This window comes from Frigidibacter sp. MR17.24 (assembly GCF_037095655.1).
GTDB lineage: Bacteria > Pseudomonadota > Alphaproteobacteria > Rhodobacterales > Rhodobacteraceae > Frigidibacter.
Map to the genome: position 1 here is coordinate 369,721 of NZ_JBAWKE010000001.1, position 14,289 is coordinate 384,009.

14 protein-coding genes are annotated in these 14,289 nt (G+C 75.2%); 11 read left to right on the plus strand and 3 right to left on the minus strand.

The window, feature by feature from the left end; genetic code table 11:
* Positions 1–50: 50 nt before the first annotated feature.
* The 3 genes from V8J39_RS01800 (at position 51) to V8J39_RS01810 (ending at position 3,063) form a co-directional block, all read left to right on the plus strand.
* Positions 51–920: a fatty acid desaturase gene (locus V8J39_RS01800; RefSeq protein WP_336460169.1), complete on the plus strand. Its 870-nt coding sequence runs from the start codon at positions 51–53 to the stop codon at positions 918–920.
* 310 nt (positions 921–1,230) lie between these two features.
* Entirely contained in the window at positions 1,231–2,082 is an 852-nt protein-coding gene (locus tag V8J39_RS01805; RefSeq protein ID WP_336459157.1) for an alpha/beta fold hydrolase, read from the plus strand.
* A gap of 42 nt (positions 2,083–2,124) precedes the next feature.
* Positions 2,125–3,063, plus strand: coding sequence for an EamA family transporter (locus V8J39_RS01810; protein ID WP_336459158.1), 939 nt, complete (start codon positions 2,125–2,127; stop codon positions 3,061–3,063).
* Here V8J39_RS01810 and V8J39_RS01815 read toward each other — a convergent pair.
* Entirely contained in the window at positions 3,060–3,809 is a 750-nt protein-coding gene (locus tag V8J39_RS01815; RefSeq protein WP_336459159.1) for an NUDIX hydrolase, read from the minus strand. The two genes, V8J39_RS01810 and V8J39_RS01815, sit on opposite strands and share 4 nt — an antisense overlap.
* A 2-nt stretch (positions 3,810–3,811) precedes the next feature.
* Positions 3,812–4,165: a DUF983 domain-containing protein gene (locus V8J39_RS01820; protein ID WP_336460170.1), complete on the minus strand. Its 354-nt coding sequence runs from the start codon at positions 4,163–4,165 to the stop codon at positions 3,812–3,814.
* 532 nt (positions 4,166–4,697) lie between these two features.
* On the opposite strand from V8J39_RS01820, the gene V8J39_RS01825 reads away from it, so the two are divergent.
* The 4 genes from V8J39_RS01825 (at position 4,698) to V8J39_RS01840 (ending at position 7,154) form a co-directional block, all read left to right on the plus strand.
* Positions 4,698–5,471, plus strand: a complete 774-nt coding sequence (locus V8J39_RS01825) for an EF-hand domain-containing protein (RefSeq protein ID WP_336459160.1) — start codon at positions 4,698–4,700, stop codon at positions 5,469–5,471.
* A 69-nt stretch (positions 5,472–5,540) separates the two neighbouring features.
* On the plus strand, positions 5,541–6,128 hold the full coding sequence (locus V8J39_RS01830) for an RNA polymerase sigma factor (protein WP_336459161.1): 588 nt from the start codon (positions 5,541–5,543) through the stop codon (positions 6,126–6,128).
* Positions 6,121–6,660, plus strand: a complete 540-nt coding sequence (locus tag V8J39_RS01835) for a hypothetical protein (protein ID WP_336459162.1) — start codon at positions 6,121–6,123, stop codon at positions 6,658–6,660. Before V8J39_RS01830 ends, V8J39_RS01835 begins: the two co-directional genes overlap by 8 nt.
* A complete protein-coding gene (locus tag V8J39_RS01840; protein ID WP_336459163.1) occupies positions 6,657–7,154 on the plus strand; it encodes a periplasmic heavy metal sensor in 498 nt (165 codons plus the stop codon). The genes V8J39_RS01835 and V8J39_RS01840 overlap by 4 nt, the downstream gene beginning before the upstream one ends.
* 1,283 nt (positions 7,155–8,437) lie before the next feature.
* Here the strand turns inward: V8J39_RS01840 and V8J39_RS01845 are convergent.
* The gene (locus V8J39_RS01845; protein ID WP_336459164.1) at positions 8,438–10,243 is read right to left on the minus strand and encodes a diguanylate cyclase; all 1,806 of its coding nucleotides are present in this window, start codon (positions 10,241–10,243) and stop codon (positions 8,438–8,440) included.
* Between the two features lie 340 nt (positions 10,244–10,583).
* Here V8J39_RS01845 and V8J39_RS01850 point away from each other — a divergent pair, with 340 nt between their 5' ends.
* The 4 genes from V8J39_RS01850 to V8J39_RS01865 all read left to right on the plus strand — a co-directional run.
* Complete coding sequence (locus V8J39_RS01850; RefSeq protein WP_336459165.1) at positions 10,584–10,898, plus strand: DUF3572 domain-containing protein; 315 nt, start codon at positions 10,584–10,586, stop codon at positions 10,896–10,898.
* Positions 10,899–10,975: 77 nt separating this feature from the next.
* Positions 10,976–11,707 (plus strand): HAD family hydrolase, encoded by a 732-nt coding sequence (locus V8J39_RS01855; RefSeq protein WP_336459166.1) that lies wholly within the window; start codon positions 10,976–10,978, stop codon positions 11,705–11,707.
* 495 nt (positions 11,708–12,202) lie between these two features.
* Complete coding sequence (locus tag V8J39_RS01860; protein WP_336459167.1) at positions 12,203–13,777, plus strand: trimethylamine methyltransferase family protein; 1,575 nt, start codon at positions 12,203–12,205, stop codon at positions 13,775–13,777.
* A gap of 73 nt (positions 13,778–13,850) precedes the next feature.
* Positions 13,851–14,289, plus strand: a 439-nt coding sequence (locus V8J39_RS01865; protein ID WP_336459168.1) for a heme NO-binding domain-containing protein, incomplete at its 3' end; no start/stop codon positions are given.

A 14,289-nucleotide genomic window follows, 5' to 3' on the forward strand; every position in this document is an offset into this window, starting at 1 on the left:
TGGTGGCCGGCCGCCATGACACCGGCACGGAATGGCCGACGCTGGGGCTGATGGCCGCGTGCTACCTGGCCTGGGGGATGGGCACGACCTGGGCCTGGGACGGCTTCGCGCCGCTGGGCGCGGTGCTCACCGGGCTGGCGATCGTGCTGCACTCTTCGCTCCAGCACGAGGTGCTGCATGGCCACCCGTTCCGCCGGCCGCGCCTGAACGAGGCGCTGGTCTTCGTGGGGCTGGGGCTGATGTATCCCTACCGGCGCTTCCGCGACACCCACCTGGCGCATCACTTCGACGAGAACCTGACCGACCCCTACGACGATCCCGAAAGCAACTACCTGCACCCGGCGCGCTGGGGGCGGCTGCCGCGCTGGGCGCGCCGGCTGCTGCGGTGGAACAACACGCTGGCGGGGCGGATGGCGTTCGGGCCGGCGATCGGGGCCGTCGTGTTCTGCGGCGACGACCTGCGCGCGATCCTGCGCGGCGACCGGGTGATCCGGCGCGACTGGGCGCTGCACGCGCTGGGGCTGGTGCCGGTGGCGCTGTGGCTGTGGTCGGTGGCCGAGATGCCGGTCTGGGCCTATCTCGGCTGCGCCTACGGCGCGATGTCGGTGCTGAAGATCCGCACCTTCCTGGAACACCAGGCGCACGAGCGCGCCCGGGGCCGCACCGTGATCGTCGAGGACCGGGGGCCGCTGGCGCTGCTGTTTCTCAACAACAACCTGCACTCGGTGCACCACACCCACCCGACCGTCGCCTGGTACCGGCTGCCCGCGCTCTACGCCGCGCGGCGCGAGGCGTTCCTGGCCAAGAACGAGGGCTATCGCTACGGCTCGTACGGCGAGGTGTTCCGCGCCCATCTCTGGCGCGCCAAGGACCCGGTGCCGCATCCGCTGCGCCGCGCCCTGCCGCCGCCCGGCCCGTAGCGCCGCCTTGCCCGCGCCCCCCTCGCGGGCCTAGCCTGTGGGCGGGGAAACGGGGGAGGCGACGATGGCGAGGTTCGGAACGACGGCCGCGGGATCCGCGGGGGACATGGCAGGGACCGGGGCAGAGGCCGGGGCAGGGACTGGGGAAGACACCGGGTCCGGCGGCGCAGCGGCCGGTGCAGTGGCCACAGGGCTGCCGACACCCGCAGGCGCCCCGCCGGACAGGCCGGCAGGCGCGGCCACCGGTACGGCCACCGGTACGGCCACTGGTACGGCCACGCACCGGACGGTCGAGGCGGGCGCGCTGAACGTGGCCTACCGCGAGTTCGGCCCCCCCGACGGGCCGCCCGCGATCCTGCTGCACGGCTTTCCCTACGACGTGCAGGCCTTCGACGCCGCGGCGCGGGCGCTGGCGGCGCGGGGGTTCCGCTGCCTCGTGCCCTGGCTGCGCGGCTACGGGCCGACACGGTTCCGCGCGCCCGGCACGATGCGCTCGGGCCAGCAGGCGGCGCTGGGCGCGGACCTTCTGGCGTTCATGGACGCGCTGGGGATCGAGCGGGCGCACCTGGGCGGCTTCGACTGGGGCGGGCGCGCGGCCTGCATCGTCGCCGCGCTCTGGCCCGCGCGCGCGGCGGGGCTGGTGAGCTGCGGGCAGGGCTACAACATCCAGGACATCGCGAATGCGGGCCGGCCCGCCGCGCCCGAGGTCGAGGCCCGGTACTGGTACCAGTACTACTTCCACTCCGAGCGCGGGCGCCGGGCGCTGGAGACCGGGCGACGGGCGCTGTGCCAGCACATCTGGCGGCTGTGGTCGCCGACCTGGGCCTTCGACGCGGCCACCTTCGACGCCAGCGCCGCCGCCTTCGACACCCCCGACTTCACCGAGGTCGTGGTGCATTCCTACCGCCACCGCTTCGGGCTGGTCCCCGGCGACCCCGCCTTCGACCCGATCGAGGCGCAGCTTGCCGCGCAGCCCGCGATCGCGGTGCCGACCGTGGTGCTGCTCGGGGCCGATGACGGCGTCGACCCGCCGCCGGCGACGGACCTGACCCGCGCCCGCTACACCGGGCATTACGAACGGCGGATCGTGCCGGGCGCGGGCCATGCCCTGCCGCAGGAGGCGCCCGAGGCATTCGTCGCGGCGATGCTGTCGCTGGCCTGAGGGGGCTTCCGCTCGCCCGCGGCGCGTGGCAAGCAGCGAGCCATGCCGATCTGGATCGCCGTCACCCTTGTCTCCGCCGCGCTGCAGACGCTGCGCTTCATGCTGCAGAAGCGGCTGAAGGGGGCCGGCCTGTCGACGGGCGGCGCCACCTTCAGCCGGTTCCTGTTCGGCGCGCCGCTGGCGCTGGCGGGCACCGCGCTGGCGCTGGGCCTTGGCCTTGGCGGCGGGCCGCAGGCGGGGGGCACCGGACTGGCCACCGGACTGGCAACGGCGCCGGGGCCCGCGTTCTGGGGCTTCGTCCTCGCCGGCGGCGCGGCGCAGGTCTGCGCGACCTACATGACCGTCGCGCTGTTCAGCCTGCGCAATTTCGCCGTCGGCGTGGCCTTCACCAAGACCGAGACGGTGCAGGTCGCGCTGTTCTCGGCGGTGCTTCTGGGCGAGGGCGTCTCGGCCGCCGGCATGGGCGCGATCGCGGTCGGGCTGGCGGGGGTGCTGCTGCTGTCGCGCGCCCCGGCGGGGGCCACGGGCGGCGGGCTGCTGTCGCGCGCGACGCTTTACGGCGTGGCCGCGGGCGGGCTCTTCGGGCTGTCGGCGATCTGCTACCGCGGCGCCACGCTCGAGCTGATGCCGGGCCCGGCGGCCTTGCGCGCGGTGGCGACGCTGGCCGCGGTCACCACCGCCCAGAGCCTTGGCATGGCGGCCTGGCTGGCCTGGCGCGAACCCGGCGAGCTTGCGCGCGTGGTCCGCGCCTGGCGCCGCACGGTCTGGGTGGGCGTCACGGGGATGCTGGGCTCGCTGGGCTGGTTCACCGCCTTCGCGCTGCAGAACGCGGCCTATGTCCGCACGCTCGGCCAGGTCGAGATCGTGTTCACGCTGATGGTCTCGGCGCTGGTCTTCCGCGAGCGGCTGACCCCGCGCGAACTGGCGGGCACCGGTCTCGTGGTGGCGAGCGTCGTGCTGCTGGTCGCGGTGATCGCCTAGGCGATCCGGCGGAACCGGCTGACGGCGCCGGAATTGTCGAAGAACGGCACGCCCGCCGGGCGCGGGATCGGCCCGTTGCCGGCGGCGGCCAGCGCCGCGCTGACCTCGGCCAGTACCACCTCGGTGATGAAGGGCAGGTCCAGCGCCCGGGTCTCGGCCAGCGGCACCCAGGCCAGGTGCGACAGCTCGTCCGTCGCGCGCGAGAAATCGTCGGGATCGCCGTCGAGATCGGCCGCGTCGATCAGCAGGAACCGCGCGTCGAACCGCCGCGGCCGGCCGCGCGGCGTGATCGCGCGGAAGATGAAGCGCAGCGGCAGCGCGTCGGGCCGAAGCCCGGTCGCGGCGAAATCGGCCCAGTCGGCGGGCGGGTCCTGCCAGGCGCCCGGGCGCCCCAGCCGCAGGCCGGTCTCCTCGAACAGCTCGCGGATCGCGGCGCCCGCCAGCGTCGCCGCCGTGGGCCCCAGCCGCGCGGCGCAGGCGGTCTCGAGCGGGCGGGCGAAGGGCAGGCCGGCATCGCCCGGATCGGCGGCGCCGCCGGGGAAGACGAATTTCGACGGCATGAACGCCGCGCCCGCGCCGCGCTGGCCCATCAGCACCGCCGGGCCGCTGCCCGTGCGCCGCAGCGCGATCACCGTCGCCGCGTCGCGGATCGGAAGCGGCGCCGCGTCGGGGCCGGGGGCCGTGCCGGAGACCGGGTTGGAGACGGGGCTGGAGGCGGACGTGGCGTCGGGCCTGTGGTCGGTCATGGTCACACCCCGTCCCGCGGCGCCTGGCCGAAGCCGTGCATCCGCTTGGCCCATTGCATCGCGATGAGCGCGCCCTTGATCCGCGGCAGCAGGTACAGCGACAGCGCCACCGTGCCCACCGACAACAGCGAGGCCATCACCATCGGCTCGGGCCGGAACGCCACCCACAGCCACAGGATCACCGGCGCCAGCAGGTGCCCGACCACCAGGATCGTCAGATAGGCCGGCCCGTCGTCGGCGCGCTGGTGGTGCAGCTCCAGCCCGCAGACCGGGCAGCTTTCGCGCACCGCGAGATAGCCCTGGAACATCGGCCCCGATCCGCAGGACGGGCAGCACCGGCGCCAGCCGCGCTGCAGGGCGAGCGCGAGCGACCGCTCGGGCTCGGGGCCGTCGCCCTGCGGCCGCCCGGGACCGGCGTCCGGCTCGGGATGCGTCTCGGCGGGCCGCCCCGCGTCCCGTGCGCCCGGGCCCGTGGCGGGGCCGGTGCTGGCGCTTGTGCCGGGGTCGGTCTGGGCCTGCGTCTCGATCCGCGCTTCGGCCCGGACCTGTGGCCGGACCTCTGCGCGAAGGTCTGGCCGTCCCTCGGCCCTCGTGCCGATCCTCGTCTCGGTCCTGATCATCGCCCGCGGGCCGGCCGACGGCACCGCCGACCGGCCAGGGCCGGGGGCGTGGGTGATAAGCTCGGTCATCGTCTCTCCCTCGCGGTCCGCGGATCATCTGGGATGGCCCGGTCGCGTCTCGCAGCGACTATGGCGCGGGCCGCCGCGCAGGGAAAGGGCGCGAGGTGGTCCCGGGCCGCGACGGAATGTCCGGGGGGCCACGTATGACGGGGGACTGGCGCGGGAAGCCTTCCCGGGCCGGCACAAGGACCAAAACAGGAGAGACCCCATGAACGGCAAGGTTTCGAGCAAGGTTTCGGGCAAGGTTTCGGGCACCGCTGCGGGCGCCGCTGCGGGCAAGGTCGCGGGCGTCACCCGGGCGCGGCTTCTGGGCGGGGCGCTGGTCGCGGCCCTCGGCGCGGGGGCGCTGGCCGTGCCCGCATTCGCCGATCGCGGGCCGGGCGACGGTCATCGCATGGGCGGCCACCACCAGCGGATGATGGGCGCCATGATGGACATGATGCCCGCGTTCGAGGATCTCGACGCCGACGGCGACGGCTCGGTCACCCCCGAGGAGCTGCAGGCCTTCCGCGACGACCGCATCGCGGTCGATACCGACGGCGACGGCAAGATCAGCGAGGATGAGCTGGTCGCGCACGAGATGGCCCGCGCCGAGGCGCGGATCCGGGCGCAGGTCGCGCGGCGGATGGCGGCGACGGATGTCGACGGTGACGGCCTGATCGATGTGGACGAGGCGCTGGCCCGGCCGATGCCCTCGGCCGAGCGGATGTTCGAACGCGCCGACACCGATGGCGACGGCGCCGTCTCGGCCGAGGAGTTCGAGGCCGCGCACGAGCGCATGCGCGAGCGGATGGACGAGATGCACGGCCGGATGGAGGGCCGCATGGAGGGCCGCATGGACGGCCGGATGGAGGGGCGCCACGGCGATCGCATGGGCGATCACGGCGGCCGCATGGGGCGGATGATGCCGCCGCCGGCCAATGCCCCCGATGCCCCCGATGCCCCCGCCGACGCGCCGGAGGCCGCGCCTTCGGGCAACTGAGGCGCCGGCAGGCACTGCCCCGGTCCGCCCCGGTTGCGGGCGGGCCGGATCGGCACTAGGGCTTGGGGAATGGGAATGCCGCTCGATCTAGAGACCGAGGCCTCGGACGAGGCGTTGCTGGCGCGCTACGCCGCGGGTGACCCCGCCGCGGCGCGGGCGCTGACGCTGCGCTTCGCGCCGCTCGCGCTGCGGGTGGCGCAGGCGCGGCTGCGCGATCAGGCCGAAGCCGAGGACGTGGCGCAGGAGGCCATGCTGCGGCTGTGGCGCATCGCGCCCGACTGGCGCAGCGGCGAGGCCAAGGTCTCGACATGGCTCTACCGGGTGACGGCGAACCTCGCCGTCGACCGGCTGCGGCGGCGGGGCCGCTCGGTGCCGCTCGAGGCGGTGGCCGAGCCCGAGGACGACCGGCCGGGGGCCGAGGCCGGCATGATCGCCGACGAGCGCGAGAAGGCGCTGTCGGGCGCGCTTGACCAGTTGCCGGACCGGCAGCGGCAGGCGGTGATGTTGCGGCATATCGAGGGGTTGTCGAACCCCGAGATCGCCGAGGTGATGGAAATCGGGGTCGAGGCGGTCGAGAGCCTGACCGCGCGCGCGAAACGGGCGCTGGCGCGGCTTCTCGCCCCGCGGCGCGCAGAGCTGGGATTTGGCGATGACTGATCGGAGCATGGGATGGCCCGGCGGACGCCCGGACGAGCGGGCGGATGACGCGGTCGATCCGCGCGACCTCGCGCTGGTCGACGCGCTCTTCGCGGCGCGCGCGGGCACGGGTGTCGGGGAGGGGGCCGGGATCGGCGCCCCCGGAATCGGCCGGGCCGGCGAGGACTTCCTCGCCCGGGTTCTGACCGATGCGCTGGACGAACAGGACCGGATCGCGGCCGCGCCGCCGGCTCTCGCACAGCCCTCGGGCCCGGTCCGGGCGCGGCGCGGACCGGCCGCCCTTGCCGGGGCGGTCCTGGACACGCTGCGCGGCGGCTGGCAGGTCGCGGGCGGGCTTGCGACGGCCGGGCTCGCGGGGCTCTGGCTCGGCTTTGCCGCGCCGGGTCTCGCCTCGGGGCTGACGGCGGCCACCAGCGACGAGGCGCTGGCGCTGATCCCGTCCTACGAGGTCGCGACGAATTTCCTCGACCCGGGCGCGATCGACGCGGCGGGCGGCTGGGATGGACAGGCACTGGGGGCGGACGGGCAATGACGGTGACGCGGGCGACGCCGCGCTGGCTGCGGCCGGCCTTCTACGCCTCGGTGGCGCTGAACCTGGCGCTGGCCGGGCTGATCCTGGGCTCGGCGCTCGGCGAGCGCCACCGCGCTCCGCCGCCCGACGCGGGCTTTGGCCCCTACGGCGCTGCGCTGACCCGCGACGAGCGCCACGAGCTGCGCGCGGCCTTCCGCGAGCGGGCCGGAGAGCTGCGCGGCCTGCCGCGGCGGATGCGGGGCGAGTTCGACCGGCTGCTGGGGCTGCTGCGGGCCGAGCCCTATGATGCCGAGGCCGCCGGGGCGCTGATCCTGGCCCAGCAGGAACAGGTCGGCGAGGCCTTCCGCCTGGGCCACCGGCTGCTGGTCGAACGCCTGGCCCAGATGAGCCCCACCGAGCGCCACGCCTTCGCCGACCGGCTGGAAAAGGTGCTGAGCGGCCCGCCCGACCGGGGCGAGCGCAAGGACGGGCCGCCCGAACCTGACGACGGCTGAACCGGTGTTCCGCGGCACCGCGCGCGGTGCCACCGCCGCGGCGAGGACCGGCCCGGGAAGACGCGCGCCCCGGGGTCCACCCACCCCGGCGACAGGCCCGGCCCCGGCACCCGAGGCTCTGCCCATCCCCCGCCGCGACGAACGCCGGCGGTCCCGGTCAGCACCCGGCGCGCGTCTATGCCAGTAGTCTGTCTTGACCCCCGCCGCGGGGTTTGGCGCAACCGGGCGCGGCGCTTGCGCCAGATGCCCGTCGTCGCAGCCCTGTGCGCGATCCCGGGCCCCTCCGGGCAGGTCGGGCCGCCCGCCCGTCGCTCTGCTGCGACGCCGAAGACAACCCGACGAGCTGTGCCCGCAGTCGGCCCGTTCCGGCCCATCGCCTCCTGTCCCGCGCCGCCTTCGCCCTCAGGCATCGCGGCGGCGTTGCGGGCATCCGCGCGCGCCAAGAGGGCGGTCGTTCTCCCGCGGCGTCCGAGCCGCGAACGTCGTGCGCTCCGCGCCGGCACGCCTTACCCCACTCTCGGTGAGCGCGGCCCGGCCGCGCGCCGGGTTTCGGCCCGTGGTGGCCCGGATGATCCCCGTCGCCGCAGTCCGCAGATGCCGCCGCCGGCCGCGCGGGGTCGGCCGTCGCGCCGGAAGACGCCGCCACAATGGCCCGACGGATCGCGGCCCGTGACCTCTCGTCCCGCGTTGCAAGTCCGCATCCGACAGGCGCCGGGTTCCGGCCGCGGTGTCGCTCGGCACTGCCGGGCGGCCACACCGCCCGTTTCAGGCGTCGCCGCACGCCGCCATCACGCGCCGGTCTGCGGCTGCCCGGCACTGGCCGCGGTGTCGCTGGGCACTGCCGGTGCGGCTAGGCGTCGCCGCACGCCGCCATGACGCCCCGGTCTGCGGCTGCCCGGCACCGGCCGCGGTGTCGTGCGGCACTGCCGGGGCGGCCGCACCGCCCCCTTTAGGCGTCGCCGTACGCCGCCGTCGCGCCCCCGTCAGCGGCTGCCCGGGACTGTCTGCGGCGCCGCGTCGCGCCCTGCCATCCCGCCTGCGTAGGCGCGGTCAGCGGCAGTCCCCGGATCGCCCCTGGCCCCACGGTCTAAGGTCATCGCCGGGGCCGCGCCGAGGGGGCCGCGCCGCGGCGACGCTGTCGATCCGCCCGGGACGCCGTCCACCTTCGACGCCCTCGGTGCTGTGGCTGAGGATCGCCGTCCGGATCGGGACATCGATGGCGACAGGTCCGGGCGTCCGCAGCGGGCCTGGCCTGCGGGGCGCGCTGCACAGGGCGGCCGGGGTCAGAATTGCCCGGGCATCGCGCTGCGTCGGCCGCCGGGATCGAGGCGGCGCAGCTCTGCGGGCGCGGCGCGGGCGGGAAAGTCGGGCGGCACCGCGATCTCCGGGCGGGTCCCGGCCGCCGGGTCCGGAGCCGGCGCCTCGCCGCCCGCCGGGCCCGGCGCGGACCGCTCGAACGCCGGCGGCGCGGGGGCCGGGTGGGGCACCGGCTCGGGGCGGCCCGCGCGCGCTGGGCGCTGCGACAGGTGCGGCGGCAACGGCAACGGCACCGCGCCGGGCGCGCGGATCTCTGGCCCGACTGAGGAGAGCGTGGCGGAAAGGCCGGGGGCAGGGGCGAAGGGCAGGATCGTCGCCCGCTCCGGGCGCTCGGGACGCTCCGGACGTTCGGGGCGCACGGGCGTGGCAAGCTGGCCCAGCGGTCGCCGCTCGCCCGGCGCCGGGCCCATGGCGGCGTTCGGGAAGGCCCGCCACGGCGGCGGCGCCAGCATCAGCCGGTTGCGGCCGGCGGTCTTGGCGCGCAGCAGCGCGGCATCGGCCCCGGCCAGCGCGGCCTCGGGGCCGGGCAGCCCGCCCGGACCGCCGACCAGCGCGAGCCCCAGCGACAGCGTCACCCCGACCTGAGCCCCGCCCGCCACCCGGATCCGGCGCCGCGCGATCGCGGCGCGCAGCCGCTCGGCCACCGCGCGCGCCGTCGCCGGGTCGCAATCGGGCAGCACCACGAGGAATTCCTCGCCGCCGATGCGCGCCAGCAGGTCCTGCGGCCGCAGCTCGGCGGCCAGCGCCTGCGCGATCGCCACCAGCACCGCGTCGCCGATCCCGTGGCCGAACCGGTCGTTCACCGCCTTGAACCGGTCGATGTCGGCCAGGATCACCGCATAGCCGCGCCCCGGGTCGGACCGGGCGATGCGCTGCAGCTGCGGCAGCGCGTAGCGGCGGTTGTGCAGCCCCGTCAGCGGGTCGGTGATCGACTGGCGCAACCCCTCGCCCACCGCCGCGCGCAGCCGGTCGGCCGCGCGCTTGCGCCGGACCTGGCGCGCGAGCCTCAGCGCGATCTCGGCCGGGTCGGCCGCGAGCGGCAGCGTCTCGCTGACCCCGCGGTCGAGCGCCGGCCCGATGCAGAGCGCCAGCTGCTCGCTCGCCGTCGCGCCCGCGGCCGCCGGCAGCCCGATCGACAGCGCCGCCCGCCGCACCGCCGCCTGGCTGCGCAGCTCGGACAGCAGCGACAGCTCGCGCTCGCGCTCGGCCGGGTCGATGCACAGCACGACCGCATCCGCCGCCTCGATCTCGCCCGCCAGCGCCGCATCGCGCCCGGTGACGATCACCCGCGCCTCGAGCCGGCAGCGCATCGGCCCGATCCAGGACGGCGCCGGCAGGCCCGGCGCCGGAATCACCACCAGCGTCGCCGGCTGCACGAAATCGGGCGCCGCCTCGGCCAGCCCCGGGCCGGGGCTGCCGTCGCCGCCGATCTCGGCCAGCTCGGCCCGCGCGGCCAGCAGCCGGCGGATCCGCGCCGACAGCTCGCGCCCGTCGGGTGCGCCCTCGATCACCTCCTCGGCCCCGGCCGCCAGCGCCGCGATCCGCCGCGCGGAGGCGCAGGGATGCGCGCCGGTGCAGGCGATGACCGGCACCGCGCCGCCCTGCGACAGCCGCCGGCACAGGCCGAGCCCCGCCGGGTCATCGATCGCCACCAGCGCCAGATCGACCTCGGAGCGGGTGGCGAGATCGGCCGCCTCGGCCGCGCTCGCGGCCCAAAGCGCGTGGTGCCGCGTCTCGCCCAGAAGCGCGCGCAGCAGGATGCGTCGGGTCATGTCGGGTTCATGGACGAGGAGGCGCGCGGGCACGGAGAGGCTCCCTGAAACTCGTTGGCTCGCAAATCATCGCGGTCGGTCAGAGACTCGTGCCGGAATGGTTAAATATTCCTTTCAAATCCGGTAACGGGCGGGCAGGACCGGCGGATCTGCGCCGGTCGGGGGCCGGTCGTTGACCCGTCGGACGGCAGGTTGCACCACAGGAGGCACGACGGGGTTTGCGGCAGGTCGCGCCGCGCGGATTTCGGCGCGATTTGCGGTGGGGTGCCGGGCGCGGTACAGGGCGGGGTGAGGGGCAGGCCCGGCGCGGCCGGCGCGGCGCAACGAAGGGGACGCAGGGATGGCACGGGACAGGTCGGACGAGGGCGCCGGGGCCGCCCAGCGGGCGGCGGCGGAATCGCTGGCGGTGGCGGCGCTCGGATGGCTCGCGGGGCAGGGCGATCCGCTGCGCGACTTCATGGTCGCGACCGGCTCCGGCCCGGACGAGATCCGCGCCCGCGCCGCCGATCCCGAATTCCTCGCGGCGGTGCTCGACTTCCTGATGCAGGAGGATGGCTGGGTGCTGGGCTTCGCCGCCGACCACGGCCTGCGGCCCGAACAGGTCGCCCAGGCGCGGGCGCGGCTGCCGGGGGGTGATCAGCCGTATTTTACCTGATATTGCCGCGGCGCGGCGGAAGCCGCGCTTGCGCCACTGCCCGCGATGGGCGAGTGTTCCGGCCCAGGGAGAGCGACATGACCGACATTCAGGGACTGATCTTCGACAAGGATGGCACCTTGTTCGACTTCGCCGCGACGTGGAGCGCCTGGGCCCGCAGCCTGCTGCTCGACCTTGCCGGACAGGAGGGCGAGCGCGCCGCCGAGCTGGGGCGCGCGATCGGCTATGACCTCGTTGCGGGCCGGTTCGCGCCCGACAGCCCGGTGATCGCCGGCACGCCCGGCGAGATCGCCGAGGCGCTGCTGCCGCATGTTCCGGGCGCCAGCCCGCTGACGCTGGTCGCGCGGATGAACGCGCTCGCGGCCGAGGCACCGCAGGTCGCCGCCACCGACCTGCCCAAGCTGCTGGGCGCGCTGCGCGAGCGCGGGCTGCGGCTTGGCCTTGCGACCAACGATGCCGAGGGTCCGGCGCGCAGCCACCTCGCCACCGCCGGGGTCGAGGACATGTTCGACTTCGTCGCGGGCTTCGACTCGGGCCACGGGGCCAAGCCGGCGCCGGGCCAGCTGCTGGCCTTCGCCGACCGGATGGGCATCGCGCCGGCCCGTGTCGCGATGATCGGCGACAGCCGCCACGACCTGCACGCCGCCCGCGCCGCAGGGATGCGCGGCATCGGGGTGCTGACCGGCCTTGCCCTTGCCGCCGATCTCGACCCGCTGGCCGAGACCGTGCTGCCCGACATCGGCCACCTGCCGCGCTGGCTTGACGGGCTGTCGGCCGACCGCAGCCCTGCCGAGGTCGACGCCGCCTGAGGCCTGACCCCGGCGCTGCGGCGGCGGCAGGCCCCGGACCTGCGCCGGAGTTTGCTCCCCGCCGGGTGCGTGGGGGGGCGGACTCCGCCGCGGGCCGTGGCGGCATTGTGAGGGCAGTGCCCAAGACCATGCCCGGGACAGTGACGCAGACCGCTCCGAAAGTCGTGCCGGACACCGCGCGGCATCCCGCGACCCGGCCGGTGATCCGGGTCTTGGCCTCGCTGCGCCCGGACCTGCAGCGCCGCGGCCCGTCGGCCGACCTGCGCCGCGACCCTGCGGCCCGACTGGCGGGCTGGCCGCCGGCTTGACTGGCGGCCCGACCGAAGGCCCGGTCCCGGAACCGCCTCGGTCCGCGTCCGGGGCCGCATCGTGGCCGCTCCCGCGCCGGTGCCTGCCCGAAAACGACATTCCCATGTCGCCCGTCGCCGCGAAGCCGCCGGGTCCCGTGCCAATCCTGTCCCCCGAGGCCCGGGACGTGGCCAAGGAGGGCAGGCGATGACGGAAGCGGTTGCGGAACAGGGACAGCGCCGCCGGCGCGCGGGCGGGCGTGCGGCCGGGCGCGGCGGGGCCGCCGGCCGCGCCCATGTCATCGACCAGATGCCCTGGCGGATCCCGATCAACCAGGACCGCCCGACCGAGCCGCTGGGCCCCGAGGGGATCGAGGCGATCCACAAGGGCGCGATGCGGATCCTGCGCGACATCGGCATCCGCTTCCTGCACGACGAGGCGCTGGCGCTGTTCGCGCGCGCCGGCTGCACCGTCGAGGGCAACCTCGTGAAGATGGACGAGGATTTCGTGATGGAGATGGTGGCGCGCGCCCCGCGCACCTTCACCGTCATCCCGCGCAACCCCGACCGCGCGCTGCCCTTCGGCGGGCGCGAGATCCTGTTCGGCAACGTCTCCTCGCCGCCCAACTACTGGGATCTCGAGACCGGCAAGGTCTCGGGCTTCATGGGCGGGTTCGAGACGATGATGAAGCTGACGCAGTACTTCAACTGCATCCACTTCGCCGGCGGCTACCCGGTCGAGCCGATCGACGTCCACGCCTCGGTCCGCCACCTCGACTGCCTGCACGCCAAGCTCACCCTGACCGACAAGGTCTGCCACGCCTATTCGCTGGGCGCCGAGCGGATCGAGGACGCGATGGAGATGGTGCGCATCGCGGGCGGCCTCACGCCCGATCAGTTCCGCGCCGCGCCGCGGATGTTCACCAACATCAACTCGGTCTCGCCGCTCAAGCACGACCAGCCGATGATCGACGGCGCGCTGCGCTGCGCCCGCGCAGGCCAGGTCGTCGTCGTCACCCCGTTCACCCTCGCGGGCGCCATGGCGCCGGTGACGATGTCGGGCGCCGTCGCGCTCTCGCTGGCCGAGGCGCTCTCGGCGATCGCGCTGCTGCAATACGCCGCGCCCGGCTCGCCGGCGATGATCGGCACCTTCACCTCGAACGTCGACATGAAGTCGGGCGCCCCGGCCTTCGGCACGCCCGAATACATGCGCGCGACGCAGATGACCGGGCAGATGGCGCGCTTCTACGGGCTGCCGCTGCGCTCCTCCGGGACCTGCGCGGCCAACGTCCCCGACGGCCAGGCGATGTGGGAGACGTCGAATTCGCTCTGGGCCGCGGTGCAGTCGGGCACGCACATGGTCTATCACGCCGCCGGCTGGCTCGAGGGCGGGCTGATCGCCAGCCCCGAGAAATTCGTGATGGACTGCGAGATGCTGCAGATGATCCAGCGCTACATGGAGCCCGCGACCTTCGCCACCACCCCCGAGGACATCGCGATCGAGGCCGTGGCCGAGGTCGGGCACGACGGCCACTATTTCGGCTGCGCCCACACCCAGGAACGCTACACCACCGCCTTCTACCAGCCCATCGCCTCGGACTGGCGCAACTTCGAGGCCTGGCAGGCCGATGGCGGGCTGTGGTCGGCCGACCGCGCGCACCGGATCTTCAAGGCGATCCTGGCCGAGTTCGAGCCGCCGCCGATGGACGTCGCGATCCGCGAGGAGCTTGACGCCTTCGTCACCCGCCGCAAGGCCGAGGGCGGGGCGCCGACCGACTTCTGACGCCCCCGGGGCGGCGTTGTCGCTTCGTTAAGGACGCCCGCCCTATCGTCGTTCCAGGCGCGAGGGGCGGGCGATGCACGGGCTGGTGAACAGATCACTGCAATGTTTCCTGCGGGATGCCTATCCGCCGCGGGTCTGGCACGACATCGCCGGCGATCTCGCCATCGGCCCCGACGGGTTCGAGGCGATGCTCGACTATCCCGAGGCCGCGACCCACCGCTTCCTGTCGCGCGCCGCGCGCCGTCTCGGCAAGCCCGAGGCGACGCTGCTCGAGGATCTCGGGGCCTATCTCGTCGGGCGCGAGTCGCTGCGCCGGCTGCTGCGGTTCGGCGGCGGCACCTATCCCGATTTCCTGCTCTCGCTCGAGGATCTGCCCGACCGCGCCGCGATCGCGCTGCCCGAACTGCGGCTGCCGCCGATCGCGGTGGCGGCGCTCGAGGGCGGGCACTATCGCCTCGCCATCACCGAGGCGGCGGCGCCGCGCCCGGGGGGCGGGCCTGCGCCGCCGCACG